12 protein-coding genes and 1 pseudogene are annotated in these 17,673 nt (G+C 64.6%); 4 read left to right on the plus strand and 9 right to left on the minus strand.

The window, feature by feature from the left end:
- Position 1 precedes the first annotated feature (1 nt).
- From YU9_RS0114815 to YU9_RS47685, 3 genes and pseudogenes are all read right to left on the minus strand, one after another.
- A complete protein-coding gene (locus YU9_RS0114815) occupies positions 2–787 on the minus strand; it encodes a fumarylacetoacetate hydrolase family protein (RefSeq protein ID WP_027573550.1) in 786 nt (261 codons plus the stop codon).
- A gap of 15 nt (positions 788–802) precedes the next feature.
- Positions 803–2,168 (minus strand): annotated as a pseudogene (locus tag YU9_RS51055) (LLM class flavin-dependent oxidoreductase).
- A 21-nt stretch (positions 2,169–2,189) separates the two neighbouring features.
- The gene (locus YU9_RS47685; RefSeq protein ID WP_245266386.1) at positions 2,190–2,348 is read right to left on the minus strand and encodes a hypothetical protein; all 159 of its coding nucleotides are present in this window, start codon (positions 2,346–2,348) and stop codon (positions 2,190–2,192) included.
- A 310-nt stretch (positions 2,349–2,658) separates the two neighbouring features.
- On the opposite strand from YU9_RS47685, the gene YU9_RS0114830 reads away from it, so the two are divergent.
- A complete protein-coding gene (locus YU9_RS0114830; protein WP_027573551.1) occupies positions 2,659–6,765 on the plus strand; it encodes a GAF domain-containing protein in 4,107 nt (1,368 codons plus the stop codon).
- Here YU9_RS0114830 and YU9_RS0114835 read toward each other — a convergent pair.
- The 5 genes from YU9_RS0114835 to YU9_RS0114855 form a co-directional block, all read right to left on the minus strand.
- Complete coding sequence (locus tag YU9_RS0114835) at positions 6,739–7,080, minus strand: hypothetical protein (protein ID WP_027573552.1); 342 nt, start codon at positions 7,078–7,080, stop codon at positions 6,739–6,741. The two genes, YU9_RS0114830 and YU9_RS0114835, sit on opposite strands and share 27 nt — an antisense overlap.
- Positions 7,081–7,310: 230 nt before the next feature.
- Positions 7,311–8,303, minus strand: a complete 993-nt coding sequence (gene galE, locus YU9_RS0114840) for a UDP-glucose 4-epimerase GalE (RefSeq protein WP_027573553.1) — start codon at positions 8,301–8,303, stop codon at positions 7,311–7,313.
- Between the two features lie 19 nt (positions 8,304–8,322).
- A complete protein-coding gene (locus tag YU9_RS0114845) occupies positions 8,323–9,126 on the minus strand; it encodes a WecB/TagA/CpsF family glycosyltransferase (RefSeq protein WP_027573554.1) in 804 nt (267 codons plus the stop codon).
- Complete coding sequence (locus tag YU9_RS0114850; RefSeq protein ID WP_027573555.1) at positions 9,119–11,491, minus strand: exopolysaccharide transport family protein; 2,373 nt, start codon at positions 11,489–11,491, stop codon at positions 9,119–9,121. The genes YU9_RS0114845 and YU9_RS0114850 overlap by 8 nt, the downstream gene beginning before the upstream one ends.
- Positions 11,492–11,770: 279 nt before the next feature.
- A complete protein-coding gene (locus YU9_RS0114855; RefSeq protein WP_027573556.1) occupies positions 11,771–12,571 on the minus strand; it encodes a bifunctional 2-polyprenyl-6-hydroxyphenol methylase/3-demethylubiquinol 3-O-methyltransferase UbiG in 801 nt (266 codons plus the stop codon).
- A gap of 323 nt (positions 12,572–12,894) precedes the next feature.
- Between YU9_RS0114855 and YU9_RS0114860 the strand changes: the two genes are divergently transcribed.
- A complete protein-coding gene (locus tag YU9_RS0114860) occupies positions 12,895–13,923 on the plus strand; it encodes a glycosyltransferase family 2 protein (RefSeq protein WP_027573557.1) in 1,029 nt (342 codons plus the stop codon).
- A gap of 12 nt (positions 13,924–13,935) precedes the next feature.
- On the opposite strand, the gene YU9_RS0114865 is transcribed toward YU9_RS0114860, so the two are convergent.
- Positions 13,936–14,922, minus strand: a complete 987-nt coding sequence (locus YU9_RS0114865; RefSeq protein ID WP_027573558.1) for a glycosyltransferase — start codon at positions 14,920–14,922, stop codon at positions 13,936–13,938.
- A 248-nt stretch (positions 14,923–15,170) separates the two neighbouring features.
- Here YU9_RS0114865 and YU9_RS41465 point away from each other — a divergent pair, with 248 nt between their 5' ends.
- Together YU9_RS41465 and YU9_RS0114875 are read left to right on the plus strand one after the other, a co-directional pair.
- Positions 15,171–16,274, plus strand: a complete 1,104-nt coding sequence (locus tag YU9_RS41465; RefSeq protein ID WP_036017290.1) for a glycosyltransferase — start codon at positions 15,171–15,173, stop codon at positions 16,272–16,274.
- Between the two features lie 3 nt (positions 16,275–16,277).
- On the plus strand, positions 16,278–17,630 hold the full coding sequence (locus tag YU9_RS0114875; RefSeq protein WP_027573559.1) for an O-antigen ligase: 1,353 nt from the start codon (positions 16,278–16,280) through the stop codon (positions 17,628–17,630).
- The last annotated feature ends 43 nt before the right edge of the window (positions 17,631–17,673 follow it).

Consider the following 17,673-nt stretch of genomic DNA (forward strand, 5'->3'; position numbering starts at 1 on the left):
GCTATTGCCCCTCCCGCACAAACCTGTTGCGCAATATCCCGACACCAGTGATCTCGATCTCCACGACGTCGCCGTGCTTGATGTCGGGCGAGGCGCCGTCGGTGCCCATCCAGATCACGTCGCCGGGCCACAGCGTGAAGTACCTGGTCAGCTCGACCAGGAACGGCACCACGCCGAAGATCATGTCACGGGTAGCGAAGCGGTTGATCTCGCGGCCGTTGACCCGGACGATCGTCTCCATCCTGTCGAGATCGGCCTCGGTTTCGATCCAGGGGCCCATCGGCTTGAACGTGTCGGCGTTCTTGGAGCGCCATAGGCTGCGATCGGCCTTCTGCCAGCTGCGCTCGCTGACGTCGTTGCCGATGGTGTAGCCGAACACGCAATCCATGGCGTTCGCTTCGGTGAGATGCTTCACCTTCCTGCCGATGACGACGACGAGTTCGCCCTCATAGTGGATCTTGTCCGTTGCAAAGGACGCGATCACGACGTCCTCGTCATGTGCGATCAACGCATTCTGTGCGCGATAGCCGATCTCGGGCCGGTCGGGCACGGCCGGCACCTCGCCGCGCTTGTCGGCGGCCTCCTTCAGGTGCTTGAGATAATTCAGCCCAACGCAATAGAAGGTGCGCGGGATCAGCGGTAGCTCGATCTTCACGTCGCCAAGCGGATGCGTGCGCGAGATGCGCTGCCATTCGCCAAAGGGATCGCCGTCGACCGCGATGATCTGATCGCCCTCGACGAGGCCCCAGGACGTCTTGCCAGCGGCGGTGAATTTCAGCCAGCGCATGTCGTACCCTCGTTGTTATTCCGCGGCGTCGCGCGGCTGCACCTTCCAGGCGCCGGCCGCCGGCCGCTTGAGCCCGAGATTTTCCCGCAACGTCTTGCCGCGATAGTCCTTCTGGAACAGCCCGCGCCGCTGCAATTCCGGTACGACGTGTTGCACGAAGTCCACGTAGGAGCCGGGCACGTAAGTCGCGGCAATGACAAAACCGTCGCAGCCGCGCTCGACGAACATTTCCTCCAACTTGTCGGCGATCTCCCCGGGACCGCCGACCATCGCATCCTGGACCTGGCCGCGGCCGGAGAAGGTGACGAAGTCGCGCGCGCTCGGGTTGCTCTTGCCTGACGTCTTCAGCACGCCGTCGCGGATGCCGAGGATGCCCTGCATGCTCTTCAACTCTTCCGCGGTCAGCGGCTCGTCGATGTCCTTGGAGGCGAAATCGTAATTGAGCGCTTCGGCCAGCAGCGACAGTGCGTCGATCTCGAGCGGCAGTTTGTTGATCAGCGCCATCTTGTCTTCAGCTTCCATCTTGGTCGCGGCGCAGACCGGCGTCGTCAGGTTGCAGAGGAACATCTGGTCGGGATCGCGGCCGGCTTTCGCAGCCTCGTTGCGAACGGAAGCAGCCTTCCTTGGCGGCGGCGAGGTTGCGCGCGGCGGTGAAGATCACCTCGCCCCAGCGGCCGGCAAAGCGCTGACCGCGGCCGGATGCGCCGGCCTGGATGATCACCGGATGGCCCTGGTTCGAGCGCGGCACGGTGAACGGTCCGCGCGACTTGAAGGCCTGCCCCTGGTGATCGAGCCGCTTCACTTTGGCCGGGTCGGCAAAGCGGCCGCTCTTCTTGTCCATGATGAGCGCGCCGTCTTCCCAGGTGTCCCAATGGCCGAGCACGACCTCCATGAACTCGTCGGCGCGGTCGTAGCGGGAATCGTGTTCGGGATGGGAGTCGCGGCCCATGTTGAGGGCTTCGCCGTCATTGAGCGAGGTGACGACGTTCCAGCCGGCGCGACCGCCGGACATCAAATCGAGCGTTGCGAAGCGGCGGGCGACGTCGAAGGGCTCGTAGTAGGTGGTCGAGCAAGTCGCGCCCAAGCCGAGCCTCTCGGTGACCATGCCCATTGTGGTCAGCACGATCAGCGGATCCATCTTCACGCAGCGGATGCCGTATTCGACGGTGTGGGCGTGGTCGTTGCCATAGCGGTCGGGCATCGCCAGGCGATCGTCGAAGAAGGCCATGTGGAACTTGCCCGCTTCGAGAATCCTGGCGATCTCCTGATAATAGTCCGCCGACATCGAATCGTCGCGCGAGTCCGGATGCCGCCAGGAGCTCGGCAAGTTCGTGCAGTTCTGCGCCTGGAGGAAGCCGACCAATACCATCTGCCGATTCATGCTGCTGTTCTCCTGATACCGTCAGGCCAGATCGAGGGCCGTGTCGAGCCGGTATTCGCTCGCCAGCGCCCGCAGCTTGCCCCAGGTCGCATCCTCAATCTCGTCGCGCAGGCGCTGCTGCTCGCGCAGGCCCTCGATCTCGCCGGGATAGCAGACGATCTTGCCGCGGCAGCAGCACACCTTCTTGCGATACTGGCGTTCCCTCGGTTTGGTGCCCTTAAGTAGGCTGCTTATTGGGTGCCATCGTCTCAAAGCGCAGCAGCGATATCAATCTCCCGTAAACCAACACAGGGCTGCAAATTCGTAAAGAGAACGCGTCTTTGGTCGAAGGCACGTCCCGCGCGGCGGTATTTCCGGCAGTTTTGTACTGCTCGTTCGCTGCTCGTTCACTTTGATCGACGGTTTGCAGTGCGCAATAACGACCACTTAGGCGATCGCCACTCATAAAGTCACCGGGAGAAATAGGCAGAAATGCCCGGGAGCTAAGATCGTGACGACGACACTCGCGCGCACTTTTGCGGCGTTGAGCGCCATCAATGAAGCGATCCTCTACGCGAGATCGCCGGACGAGCTGTACCAGAAGGTCTGCGATGCCGGATTTTCGAGCGGGGACTTTCTGGCCGTTGCCGTCTTCCTGGTCGAGCCGGACGGCCGGCGACTGCGCTTCGCGGCCGGCTGCGGGGATGACATTCCGCGGCTCCGTTCGATTGTGATCACGACGGAAACCGGCACGCCTGAAGGATCTGGCGTCGGCGGCGAGGCGTTTCGCGATCAGAAGCTGTGCGTCAGCAACGACTATCTGAACGATCCGCGCTCGCTGGCGTGGCGCGAGGGCGCCGCCAAGGCGCATATCGGTGCGGCCGCGGCGCTGCCGCTGCTCTGCAACGGTAAGAGTGTCGGCGTCTTGTACGTGACGCGGAGCGAGGCCAACTCGCTGAACGAGCAGATGGTGTCGCTGTTCGAGCGCATGTCGGCGAATATCTCCTATGCAATCGAGAACTTCGAGCGAGAAGGAGCACGCCGGTACAGCGAGGCGGCGATGCGGCGGCTCAATCGCATGTTTGGAGCGCTGAGCGCGACGAACGAAGCAATCCTCAAAGCCAATACCGAGTTGGATTTGTATCAGCGGGTCTGCGACGCAGCAGTTCATGGCGGCAAATCGCTGGCGACTTTCGTGCTGCTGCGCGCGGAGAACTCGCACTGGCTGACACCGGTGGCCGCAACCGGACAAAATCTCGACCTGGTCAGGCAGGCGCGCTACTCGATCAATCCCGACAATCCTCACGGTCGGGGCATCTCCGGCCAAGTCTTTCGCACGCAGAAGGCGATGGTCGAAGACGATCTCGTCGGTCGCACCAAGGGAACGACCTGGGAGCGGGCCAACATCAATGCCGGCGCGGTCGCCTGCGTCGCCGCGCCACTGATCAAGCGTGGAACCAGCGTCGGCGTGATGTTCTTCTTCGTCAGCAAGTCCTGGGCGAAGGATGAGGGCATCGTCGCGCTGCTGCTGCGCATGACCGAGAACGTGTGCTTTGCGCTCGAGAACTTCGATCGCGACGAGGAGAAGGCGCAGATCGCGCGCGAGGAGGAGCGGCTCGCGCGCATGTACGCCGCGCTGAGCGCCACCAATGAAGCGATCATCCGGGCCGCATCGCGTGCCGAACTGTTCGATCTCGTATGCGAAGCTTCGGTGCAAGGTGGCAAGTTCGGCTCGGTGACGATCGCGCTTGCCGAGCCTGCCTCCGAGCTGCTGCGGGTTGTCGCCTCGGCAGGGCCCAACTCGGACGAGGTACGCAGGCTCAAATTCGCCACCACCGACCGCGTACCCGAGGGACGCGGCCTGACCGGCACGTGCTTCCGCACCGGGCAGCCGTGCCTCACCAACGACTTGTTCGCCGACGAACGCCTCAAGCCCTGGCACGACAGTGCCCGCCGCACGGGCGTCAAGTCCTCCGCTGCGCTGCCGTTGCTCAACGGCGAGCGCGTCGAGGGTGTGTTCCTGTTCAATTCCCTCGAGATCGGCACGTTCACACCTGAATTGGTCGAACTGCTGGAGCGTCTCGCCCGCAATGTGTCATTTGCGATCGCAAATCTCGACCGCGTCGAGGAGAAGGCGAAGGCCGACAAGCAGCGAGACCGGCTGAGTGGCATGTTCGCGGCGTTGAGCGCGACCAACGAAGCCATCATGCGCGCCGAGAGCCGCGAGGAGCTGTTCGACGTCGCATGCCAGGCGGCCGTGCTGGGCGGCATGTTCGCCTCAGCCACGATTGGAATCGTCGATGAGGAACGTGAGCTGGTCCGGGTCGTCGCCGTGAAGGGACGGCTTCAGGAGCGAATGGTCGGGCGCACGTGCGCGATTTCCCCAGATCATCCCGAGGGCCAGGGAATCATCGGAACCTCGCTGCGGACGTGCCGGCCCAGTGTCATCAACGACTATATGAACGACCCGCGCTCGGCACATTGGCACTCCACGGCAGTCGAGGACGGGACCCGCGCCGCTGCCAGTTTCCCGCTTCTGCGCGCCGGTCAGGAGCCGATCGGCATTCTGCTGTTCCTTGCTCCGGAGGAGGATACATTCACACCCGATCTGGTCGAGCTGCTCGGACGCCTCGCAGAGAACGTCTCCTTCGCGCTCGACAATTTCGATCGCGCCGAGGAGAAGGCCCGCACCGAGGCGCAAAAGGAGCGCCTGACGCGCATGTTCGCGGCATTGAGCGCCACCAATGAGGCGATCATGCGGGCGAAGTCGCGCGCCGAGCTGTTCGACCTCGTCTGCCTTGCGGCATCGAATGGTGCCAAGTTCACCTCGACCACGATTGCGCTGGCCAGGGCCGGCACGGACCAGCTCGAGATCGTCGCCGCCGCGGGTCCATCCGCCGACACCACGCGCAACGTCCGTCTCTCCATCGATCCCGAGCGGCCCGAAGGGCGCGGAATGAGCGGCACGGCCTTCCGGACGCGGCAGCCCTGCATCAGCAACGATTATCTCAACGACGACCGCGTCCGTGTCTTCCACGCCATCGTGCGCGGGGACGGCGCGCGGTCGGGCGCCGCGTTTCCGCTCATCGCGCACGACCAGGCCGTCGGCGTCATGATCTACATGTCGACCGAACCGGCGACCTTCACGCCTGAATTCGTCGAGCTGTTGCAGCGTCTCGCCGACAACGTGTCCTTCGCAATGGAGAATTTCGATCGCGCGGACGAGAAGAACAAGGCCGACGAGCGGATCGAATACCTCGCCTCGCATGACAGCCTGACCGACCTGCCGAACCGCGAGACATTCAACGGGCTGCTGCGCGAGGCGATCGACGCGGCGCAACGCCACGATCATCGCTTTGCGGTGCTGTTCATCGATCTCGACCGCTTCAAGGTCATCAACGATTCGCTGGGTCACGAGGCCGGCGACCTGCTTCTGCTCGAAGTGGCGAATCGCTTGCGCGGCGCATTGCGCACGAGCGACGTGGTCGCGCGCCTCGGCGGCGACGAGTTCGTGGTGATCCTAGACCAGTGCGGCGAGATCGAGGACGTCCAGCGCATCGCGACCGAGCTGCTCGCCACGCTTGCCGAGCCCACGGAGCTGGCCGGCCACGAGTGCCATACCACGGCTTCGATCGGCATTGCGATGTATCCGGCCAACGGTTCCGACGCGCAGACGCTGACCAAGAACGCCGACATGGCGATGTACCTCGCCAAGGAGGACGGCAAGAACGGCTATCGTTTCTTCTCCAAGGAGGTGAAGACGCAGTCGATCGAGCGGCTGTCGCTCGAGAGCGCGCTGCGCCGCGCGCTGGAGCGCGAGCAGTTCTCGCTGAACTACCAGCCCAAGGTGGACATGGAGACCGGTCAGATCACGGGAGTCGAAGCGCTGTTGCGCTGGACGCATCCTGATCTCGGCAACGTCTCGCCGGCACAGTTCATTCCGCTTGCGGAGGAAACCGGGCTGATCGTGCCGATCGGTCGCTGGGTGCTGAATGAGGCCTGTGCACAGGCCATGGCCTGGCAGCGCCGCGGCCTGCTGCCGCTGTCGATGGCCGTCAACCTGTCGCCGCGGCAGTTTGCCGACGAGCATCTGTTGCAGGACGTCGACGAGGCGCTCGCGGCCTCCGGCATGTCGCCGGTGCTGCTCCAGCTCGAGGTCACCGAGAGCATGATGATGCGCAATGTCGGCCGCGCGCTCAAGGTGCTCGACTCCATCCAGAGCCGCGGCATCCGTCTCGCCATTGACGATTTCGGCACCGGCTATTCGTCGATGTCGCTGATGAAGCACTTTCCGATCGACACCATCAAGATCGACCGCTCCTTCGTGCGTGACCTGCCGCAGGACTCGGAAGATCAGGCGATCGCACAGGCGATCATCAGCATGGGCAAGGCACTCGGCATGACCGTCGTCGCCGAAGGCGTCGAGAATGCCGAGCAGGAGGCGTTCCTGCGGACCCATGGCTGCGACGAGATGCAGGGCTTCCTCATCTCCAAGCCGCTTCCGGCGCGGCAGATGGCCGAGCTGCTGCGGCCGATGGTGCTGCCCGTCGCGCCGCCGCTCCAGCCGCAACCGGCCGACGAAGGTGCAGCGTCACGGCTGAAACGCGCTGTCGTCTGACGGCTGCGGGTGCAACTCGCGGACCTCGTGTTCTCGTCCGTCGGCCTTGCTCGGAAAATCATGAGGCCCCGTCAGTGATGTCTGCTCGGTGAACAGCGCGAGAATGCTGCGCGCGCCCTCGGCGAAGCTCGTCCCTGCGCTCACATTCAAGGCGCGGCAGCATGTTTCGCTCATCGGCTCCTGGTCGTCGACCACGGCCATGGCTGGCCCCCACCACCAGGCAGGCGCAGGCGAGCGCTCATCCTCGGGCACGATATGCCAGCGGACGTACTCCTCCATCACGCGCTCGAATTCCAGGCGTGCAGCCTGATGCATGTGATCGATGCTCCCAGAATCCGCGCCTGATGACAGGCCGACGCGCGGATTGATCGTGGCCTTGGACGCTCGGAAAAATCGGCTCGCGCAACTTGGCCGAGCCACGCATGCCGACATCGTCGTCGGCAATGCCGGAAAATGCGGCCGTCGGCGATACGCCAACGGCAGCAGCGAGTATTCATTCTAGCCGTTTGAAGGCACGGCAGGCAAGGTACGGATGTTACGGCTGCCTAGCGCGACCTGAACGGATGCGCCTTCTGGTGCCAGGCCCAGGCCGTGCGGATGATCGTAGGCAGGTCGGAGTGACGCGGCACGAAGTTCAGCACCTTGCGCGCGGCAGAGGGATCCGCGACCAGATAAGTGGGATCGCCGGCGCGCCGCGGCTTGACGGTGTGCGGCACCTCCCGTCCGGTCTCCTGCCTGATGGCATCGAGAATCTCGCGCACGGAAAAGCCGGAGCCCGTGCCGAGGTTGAAGCTGCCGCCGGCATGCCCTTGCTCCAGAAGCCTCAAGGCCGCGACATGCGCCGCCGCGAGGTCCGTGACGTGGATGTAGTCGCGGATCGCGGTGCCGTCGGGCGTGTCGTAGTCGTCGCCGAACACCGCGAAGTCGACATGACCCTGAAGCGCCATCATCGCGCGCGGAATGAGGTGGGTTTCGTTGTCGCGCAGCTCGCCGATGCCGCCGGCCGGATCGGCGCCGCTGGCATTGAAATAGCGCAGGCAGAACGCACCGAAGCCATAGGCCGTGCGATAGTCGGCGAGCATGCGCTCGATCATCAACTTCGATGCGCCGTACGGATTGATCGGCGCGCAGGGAAAGTCTTCCGGCAGCGCCTTGGAATCGGCGTTGCCATAGACGGCGCCGGTCGAGGAGAACACGATGCGATGGCAGCCCGCGTTGCGCATCGCCTGCAGCAGCGACAGGGTGCCTTGCACGTTGTTGATGTAGTATTTCTGCGGGTCGGTCATGGACTCCCCGACGAGGCTCGCCGCCGCGAAATGCATCACCGCGGTGATCTTGTGGTCGGCGAAGGCGCGCGCCAGCGCCGTGCCATCGAGCAGATCGCCCGTCACCAATGGGCCGGCGACGAAGCTGCGATGACCTGTCGAGAGATTGTCATAAACGACGGGCTGATAGCCGGCGGCGGTCAATGCGCGGCAGGCATGCGAGCCAATATAGCCCGCGCCCCCGGTGACGAGGACGGTCGGTCGGTCGGTCATATCGTCTTCTGCTCTTCTCTTAGCGGAGGGGGCGGTTGCGGCTGAAGAGAAGATAGAGCGCGCGGGGGTTGGTGGTCAAATAGCGCCAGAGCAGACGGCGTGGCTCGAGCAAGGTGCGCCAGGCCCATTCGAGCCCGATCTTCTGCATCCATTGCGGCGCGCGGGAACGGCTCCCCGACAAAAAATTGAACAGGCCGCCGGATGTCTTGATAACGCCAACATTGGTCAGATGCGGCGTGAATTCCTTCACGAATGCCTGCTCGTTGGGCACGCCGAGCGCGACCCACAGATAGTCCGGCGCCAGGGCGTTGATCTCCTCGACCTTGGCACGCAGCGCCTCGCCGCGCAGATAGCCGTGGCTGCGCCCGACGATCTTGAGGCGTGGATACATCTTCTGGACGTTCTCGACCGCGGCGGCGTTCTCGGCCTCGCTTGCGCCGAACATATAGAACGTGCGGCCGACCGCTTCCGCCTTGCGCGCGACGACGTGGAACAGGTCCGTGGTCGCAACGCGCTCCGGCAGCGGGAACCAGGATTGCAGCTTCGAGGCCGCGACCAGCGGTTGACCGTCGGCGTTGATCAGGTCCGCGGCGCGGAACAGGCGCTCGGTCTGCGGCTCGGTCGAGCAACGCGCCAGCACCTCGCCATTGGCCGAGGTCAGGAACAGGGGACGGCCGATGCGACTGCCAGGATCGGTCGCCTCGATCATGAAATCGGCGGTGGCTTCCAGGTCGAGCGCGGCCATACGAAGGCCGCCGACGGTGATCCGCGGCACGTCGGCAGTTGCTGCCCGTCCGTCGAGGTTGACGCGACGCTCAAGCATATTGTCTGCCTCGCTGGCGCGTTTGGATTGCAGGGGTGAGCTCGTCGAGCACGACGCCGACGAGCTTGCGCTCGGCGGAGCCCAGCGCGGTCAAGATCTCTTCCAGGCTGTCGTTGACGTCGAGGCTGGTCGGCAGCACGGCCACCAGCGAGTCGATGTCGTCGAGCAGCTTGCGGCCGCCGGCCGAGAGCGGCATCGCCGGGCCGTCGAGGATCACGAGATCATAGCCGCCGGCGGAACCGGCCTGCGCGATCGCCTTGCGGATGGCGTCGGCAGCCTTGCCGGCATCGCCCTCCGCGGCCGGCAGCACCGAGATGCCGTTGACCGTCTTGATCTCGCGTGCGTCCTTGCTGCCGATCGAGAGCCAGCCGAGCCGGCTCGGTTCGCTCTTGCCGGGACGGGTGACCTTGTTCGAGAGCGAGCGTGCCTGATGGTCGGCATCGATCATCAGCACGCGGGCGCCGTCGCGCGCGGCCGCCAGCGCGAAATTCAGTGCAGTCACGCTACGCCCGCTGGTCCTGCCGGCACCGACGAGCGCAATGACCGGCATCGCCTTGCCGCCGGCGCGCCGTGCCACGGCAGTGCGCATGTCGCGCCAGGCGTTGAGCAGCGTCGTCAGGGGAAAGCCGGGGCGGAGCGTCGGCCAGCCCAGCCGTGTGAGGTCGACGCCGCCCCCCGTAGCGAGTATGGCGCCGAGCGTGTGGATGACGTCGGCCTCCTGGAAGCGTGCGATCAGCGGCTTTTCGATCAGAGGCTTTTCGACCATCGCAGGCTGGAGCGGGGGCGCGGCAAGTTCCGGCGGGATCTGTTCAACTTCCGCAACTCGCGAGGCCGGCTGAGGCGGCGAAGCCTCCGAAGGGCGCGCGTGCTGCGGAGCCCGCGTTGCATCTGGCGCCGGCGTGCGCTGTGGGCGGGCCGGCGTCGGCGCCGGTGCGGCCGCGCCGGTGAACAGGAGCTCGACTGCGACGAACCAGCTTGACGCCGCGATCGCCCCGAACATGAAGCCGATCATGGCGAACAGGCTCATCGCCGGCGGGAACGAGCGCCGCTGCGGCACCGTCGCCTCGCCGATGACGCGGGCGGCCGAGGTGTTCAGGCTCTCCTGCTCCTCGGTCTCGCGGGAGCGCTTGAGAAAGGATTGATAGACGTCGCGGCTGGCGTCGGCTTCGCGTTCGAGCTCGCGCAGGCGTACGGCGGCCTGGCTGAGCTGGACGCTTTGCCGCTTCTGCGCTTCCAGCGCGCGGTTGAGCGAGGCCTCAAAATCGCGGGCGCGCGTCAAATCGTTCTTGGCGGACTGAGCGAAGCGGTCGATCTCTTCGTTGATGGTGCGCTTGAGGTCCTCGACCTGCTTCTCGGTCTGGCGCAGTGCCGGATGGCGCGGCCCGAGCTCGCCGGCTTGCTCCGCATATTTCTTGCGGGCGTCGGCATATTGCGCGCGCAGATTCGCGATGGTTGGCGATTGCAGCGCCTCCGGAATCGCGCCGGCATCGGCAGCGGTACGCCGGCTCGCCTCGATCTGGTCGAGCCGCGCCTGCGCATCCATCGTCGCCGCACGGGCCGCTGAAAGCCGCTGGTTGCTGGCCGAGAGCTGCTGATCGCTGATCAGCGCATCCTGGGTTCCGACGAAATTGTTCTGGGCCTTATAGGTGGCGAGCGCGGTCTCGGCGTTGCGCAGCCGATCGCGCAGCTCCTTCAGGCGGCCGGAGAGATCGTTGGTCGCGCGCCGTGCGGCCGAAGCCTGCGAGCTCCGGGATTCGGCGAGGTAAGCATTGGTCAGCGTGTTGGCCAGCATCGCCGCTTTGGCGGGGTCAGTCGACCAGACCTCGATGTCGACGATGAAGCTCTTCTCGGTCTTGCGGATCGTGATGTGCCTGTTCAGCGCCTCCAGCGCCGCGAGCTGCACTTCCTTCTTCTCCGCGGCGGAAGGCGCGCGGGGTTGCAGGCCGATCAGGCCGAGTAGCGACGACATCAGGTTCGTGCCCTCGCCGCCGCCGAATTCCGGATCCTTGTCGAGGCCGGCCTGCTGGATCACCTGGAGCAGCACGCTGTTGGAGGTGATCAGGCGCGCCTGGCTCTCCACCACCATGGACATGCCGGAGACGTCCTGCGCGCGGGGCGTGAGCTCGCGGTCGACCAGTTGAAGCTCGCGCGGGTCGACATAGAGCTGAGCGATCGCGGTGTAGCGGGGCGTCACGCTCTTGCCGATGGTGACTGCAAGCGTCGCGCCGAGCAGGGCGGCCGCGGTGATCGCTACCTTTCGCCGCCAGAGTAAATTGGCGAGCTCCAGCACGTTGAAGCCGGCCTGAGGCCTCCGTTGCCAGGCCTCCGGTCCGGCCCGATCGATCGGCTGGTTATAGTCAAGCATGATCCCCAGCTTTCATTCCAACTGCCGCGGGCTGAGGGGTTACTCTTCGCTTTACGCCACGCATCCGGGATATAGGTGCCCAATCAACGCAACAGGGAAAATTAACCATACTCATTGAGGGACTATTCACCGAAATGGCAAACAAAGCGTTTAAGCGCATGCCGCTCTTCGCTACGTCGCCGTGACGGCGTGATTCCCCGGAGATTAACGGTTCATTACCGCACGCAGCGGGCCTGCGAAGCATCGCTCGTTCTGCGATCAGCTGCGCGCGCATGGCTGTCAGCGCTTCCGCAGGATAACGTGATAGTCGCCGCGGCGGACGTCGGTGCCGCGCGGGAGCACGGCATTCAGCACCGCGGCGCCGGCGTCGACCAGCGCCGCAAACAGCGGCTTGCGCCGGCGCATCTCGGGATAGCGCGGACTTTCGACCTCACGACGATAGATCATCTCGAGGCCATTGGCGGCCGCGAATGCTTCGAGCCGGGGCAGCGTCACCAGCGGATGGAAGAACGTCGGGAACGGCGGCTCGCCGGGCAATCCGGCGTCCTTGATGCCGCGGATGTGCCGGTAGAACCAGACGTGAAACCAGTGCGGCGAATATTTGGTCACGACCCCCGAGAGCGAGCGCGGATTGGGTGCGCCGATCAGGATCATCCCGCCGCGCTTGAGCGCGTCACGAAAATTCAGGAGTGCGGCGTCGACGTTCGGCAGATGCTCGATCACGTTGTAGCAGATCACGAGTTCGAAGGTCTCGCGGCCGAAACGGTAGGTCTGGACGTCGCCGAGGATCGCCTCGTCGGCGTAGGTGTTGTTGCGGACCTGGTCCTCGTCGATGTCGACGACGGTGACTTTGCTGCGGCTCAATAATTCCGGCGGCAGAACGCTGCACGAGCCGCCGCCGGCCTCATAGATGGCGAGCCGGTCCTGCGGCAGTTCGCGGCGCAGCAGGTCATGGACGGCGAGCAGGCTGTCGCGGGCTTCGCCGGGCACGAGATCATGAAGTGCCTGGGCATATGTCGCAGCCGCAGGGATTTGGATCGCCGTGGCTGTCGCGAAATCGATCGTGGCTGGCCTGTTCATATTTTCTGACCGCGCTTGTTCTATTCAAATTTACAGGAAAAAACGCGCCTGCCCGAAGAGCAAATCCGATGCCGCGCGGTCTCACCGGTCGCAGTGCTTACGGTCGGGTTAATGCGCATGCGCATTAACTACAGCATTGTTCATGTTGGGGCCGCGTCGGCGCATGGACCGGCAATTGCAGTATCACGCCCGGTAGATTTGCCGGCGATGTGCCGCTCGGCAGCCGTCTATTTTGGAACACATCTGTCCCGCGCCGATGTGTCGTCGTGGGGCGCGTGATCGAAGCAGGGCTTTTTCAATATATCTCGGACATCTAGAACGTCATGACATTGATCCCGACAGACCTGTCTGCCACGCGCATCTCGGATGCCGTGCGCGATCCCAACCGGGAGATCGCGGCGAGCTCTGCGGTCATCGACCTGTCGGTCGGCATCGTCGTCTGCATTCCCTGCTTCCGCCGTCCGCGGCACCTGCGGCTGACGCTGGAATCGCTGGCGAACCAGCGCACCCCGCGTTCCTTTGCCGTCGTCATGGTCGAGAACGATGCCGCGCGACGCGAAAGCGCGCCGGTTGCGGCGGAGTTTCTGGCCGCTGGAAGGCTCCAGGGCGTTTGCCTCATCGAGAAGCGGCAGGGGAACTGCCAGGCGATCAATGCTGCATTCGAGACGGCGCAGGGGCTGTTTCCCGCCGCGACCCGTTTCCTGATGATCGACGACGACGAGATCGCTTCGCCTGACTGGCTCGAACTGATGGTCCGCACTGCGGAGGCGACCGGCGCCGACGTGGTCGGCGGGCCGGTGCTGCCGGTCTTCGACGACGACAGCAAGCCCTGGCTTTCGCGTCATCCCGCCTTCTGTCCCGCCTACGACTACAGCGGTGCGGTGCCGCTGATCTACGGTTGCGGCAATTGTCTGATCACGCGTGCCGCCTTCGAACGGTTCGATCGTCCCGCGTTCGACCTGCGCTTCAATTTTCTCGGCGGCGGCGATTGTGATTTCTTCGTGCGGTGCCGTGACGCCGGCATGCTGTTCCACTGGACGGCGGAAGCTATCATCACGGAGACCGTGCCGCGCAACCGCACCAGCCTCGGCTGGATCGCCAAGCGCGGCCTGCGCATCGGTGCGATCAACTATCGTGTGCAGTACAAGGCCGCGCGGAGCGCAGCGGCGCGGGCGCGGGTGTTCACGCAGATGCTTGGACGGCTGCCGCTGTCGCTGCTTCGCGCCGCAGCCCTCTTGACGTCGTCGAAAGCCGTCGTCGCGATGCATCCCGTGATGGTCGCGTTTGGCGCCGCCTTGGCGGCCTTCGGCCTCGAGCCGAAGCCTTATGAGGCCTCGAAGATCGTATCTTGACGCGGCGACGGACTAGATGCCGAAACGGGCGAGGGCGATCCGGATTGCGGAGCGTGGCAGCGATTTGGGCGACCGCCGGCCGATCATTGCCAGATAAGTGAAGGCTTCGCGATATCTGCCGAAGCGAATCGCTTGCATCGCCGAATAGGTGACGAGATGAATCTCGGCAGCCTGGCGCAACCCACGCGCCGCGCCCTCGGGGAGTCTCGCCAGGATCAGGCCGTCATCGAAGACACGTGCGACCGCCGGCAAGAAATCCTGCGGAGTTCGCACCGCCGCGTTCATCGTGTTGGCCGTATGCAGGCGATAGTCCAGCAGTAGCTTTGGCGCGAATTCGAACTCGCCGATTGCCGCAAGCCGGCACCAGCAATGCCAGTCCTCGCAATATCTGAGCGAGACGTCGAAACCGCCGATGGCGCGGAAAGCCTCCGCACGAGTGAGCACGATGCCACCGTTGACGATGAAGTTCCCGGCCGTGAGCCGCACCAGCACGTCGCCGGATGGTTTGCGGCGTACCTTCAACAGCTCGCGCCGGCCGATCTGTCGTCCCTCGCTGTCGATCGTGTTGTAGTCGCCGTAGACGAGAACTGCGCGCGGCGCGCCGCGCGCTGCCGCCAGAAGCGCCGCCACCGCGCCGGGGCGCAGGCGGTCGTCGGCATCCAGGAAGAGCAGCCACTCGCCGCTCGCATGCCGCGCGCCGAGATTGCGCGCCGCCGAGACACCCGCGGAATCGTTATGGATGAAGCGCAACCGCGAGTCACGCACGTCCCGGACGATTGCAACGGTTTCGTCGGTCGAGCCGTCGTCCACGACGATCACCTCGGTCACCTCGCGTTGCGCCAGAGCGCTGGCGAGGGTTTCGCCGACATAGGCTGCCGCGTTCTTGGCGGGAATGACGACGGACACCGATGTGGCTGAGCCGACCTGAAGCGGGAGGCGCGCCGACGCTGCCGCGCGGGAGGCGGCGGGCAGTTCGAGAACGTCTTCGGCGGTGATCAAGCTACGGCTCGTCTTTAATGATCTGTTAACCAGGACCTGTTTGCCGCGCTGGCAATGCTTGCGATCGCAAGCCCGGCCGCAGACGGATGATACTCGCATTGCGGGCAAACCGTTGCCGGGAAGGCCTGTGCGCCGCCGGTTTCGTAGAATAGCGTTAAGCCGCTGGCATTAAGGCTGTGGCAAATTTGGAGGAGTGCGACAGCCGGTCCCATGCGAGAATGCGGATCGGACTGCCGCGGATGGATCCAGTGCCCGCAAAGACATTCGAACACGCCCCCGATACGATGATCCTGAACCTCTTCTATGAGGACAAGGACGACCGCTGGTTTCCCGGCGACCGGCATCTGCGGCGCATCGCCCGCCGGTTGCTGCTCGGCGAGCCGCGCATGAGCGGTCAGCTTCGCGTGTTCCTCAATCTCTGTGCGGGGCTTGACCGGCTCGGCATCCGCTACCGCGTCAACGACTACGGTTACATTGCGCAACATCCCGACGAGCTCGCCTGCATCATCGGCCGCACCTTCCTGCTCGGCAAGTTCGCGTGGAAGAACCCGATCCTGCTCGGCGTTGCCGCCCACAATCATCCGCTCGATGACCCCGATCTGTTCAAGCGTCTGCCGGTGAAGAAGGTCGTGGTGCCCGGCCCCTGGTATGTCGACATGTACCGGCCATATTGGCCCGATACGGAGGCCTGGCCCGTCGGCATCGATACGGATCTCTGGGCACCGCCGGCGCCATCACAAAAGACTGTCGATGTCTTGATCTACGATAAGGTTTACTGGGACCGCGAGCGCTATGCGCCGGAGATGATCGAGCCCGTTCGCGCCCGGCTGCGCGGCGAGGGCCGCTCCTTCACCGAGTTGCGTTACGGCAGCTACAAGGAAGAAGACTATCAGGCTGCACTGGCGCGTTCGCGGGCGATGATCTTTTTGTGCCAGAGCGAGAGCCAGGGCATCGCCTATCAGCAGGCCTTGTCCTGCGGCGTGCCGGTGTTTGCCTGGGATCCGGGCGGGCCATGGCGCGATCCCGATTATTATCCGCACCGGGTGAGGTTCGCGCCGGTATCGTCGGTACCGTATTGGGACGAACGCTGCGGCGCCAAGTTTACCGACATCGCGGGGTTCGAAGCGGGTTGGGAAGGTTTCTGGGCCGGGTGCGCCGCGGGCGAGTTCGATCCGCGCGGTTACATCCTGGACAATCTCACGCTGGAGCAACGGGCGCTGCAATACTACGAGATCGCGCGGAGCATCGTGCGGCAGCCAGCGGTATCGCAGACCTCCGGCAGGCCCGTTGACGGACGCTTAACAGAGCTGAGCCAGGACGCCGAGCTTCTCCGGCGTCACGAAATGTCTTGAGCCATGGACCGCAGCGCCGCCGGCATGACTGACGTCGAGGCCCGATCGTTGAGCCATGTCCTGCGCGATCGCCTTGCGGGGCTCAATGCCGCGCAGGTGGCGCGCTGCCTCGTCGCGGTCGGGGCGCTGCTGCTGGTTCTGGTGACGCTCGATCCGTTTCCGGACCTGCGCAATCCCGACGTCACCGCCATCGTCGGTGGACGAATGGCGCTGACCTATATCGCCTGGAGCCTCCTGGCTGCGGTCGCAATGCTGTGCGTCGCCGCCTCGGATGCCCCCGCGCTGAAGAGCCTGCTGACACCGCTTCATCTCTGCCTCCTGGGCTGGCTGGTGATCAACATCGTCTTCTCCGAGAGTCGCGGCGTTTCGATCCAGCGATTCGTGCTCGCGGCCAGCGTGACGTCGCTCGCCGTCTTGTTGCCGTTGCTGCCGCCGACGCAGCGCAGCTTCAACCTTTGCCTGGGTGCCGCCGCGCTCGTGCTGCTTGCGCTTTGCTATCTCGGCGTCTTCCTCGCGCCGCAATATTCGATCCACACGGCCCTCGACGTCACCGAGCCGCAGCTGGCCGGCGATTGGCGCGGCAGCTTTGGTCACAAGAACATCGCCTCGGCCGTGATGACCATCCTGGTCTATGTCGGCATCTACCTGTCCGCCGTTGGCTCGTTCGTGATGGGGCCGGCGATCGCCGCGCTAGCCGGCACCTTCCTGATCTTCACTGGCGGCAAGACGTCGTCGGTGCTGTGCCTTGCGATCTACGCTCTCGCCTCACTGGTCTATGTCACGCCAGGACTGCGGCTGAAGCGGATCATCTGCTTCGTGCCGCTGGTCGCGATGAACCTGTTGACCGTCGGCAGTGTCCTTAGCCCGGCGCTCGGGGCGATGACGCGGTTGCTTCCGCTCGATCCCACCTTCACCGGCCGTTCCGCCATCTGGGAGTTCGCGCTCGCGGCGGTCGCCGAGAAGCCGATCATCGGTCACGGCTATGCAGCGTTCTGGGACGACGTAAGTGCGCGGCAGACCGCCCAGGGCGCCGAATGGGCGACGTCCGCGGCGCACAGCCACAACAGCTATCTCGATCTCGCGGTCACCATCGGCCTGCCGGGATTGATGCTCGTGATCCTCGTCTTCGTGCTCGCACCGCTCGGCAATTTCCAGACGGCACAGGCTCACAGCCGCAGTGGCGCACTAGCCAAGCTGTTCCTGACCGTGTGGTTGTTCGGCCTGTATTACGGCGCTACCGAGACCTTCCTGCTCGAACGGCAGAATCCGATCTGGTTCATGTTCGCGCTTGCCGTGGCCGGCCTGCATTTCCTGGCGAGGTTCCAATGCGTCGAGCAGATCGAATCGAAACGCTGACAGCTTGTCGCAGGCGGCGGTGATGGAGGCATCGGTTAACGGG

The organism is Bradyrhizobium sp. WSM1743, from assembly GCF_000473065.1.
GTDB lineage: Bacteria > Pseudomonadota > Alphaproteobacteria > Rhizobiales > Xanthobacteraceae > Bradyrhizobium.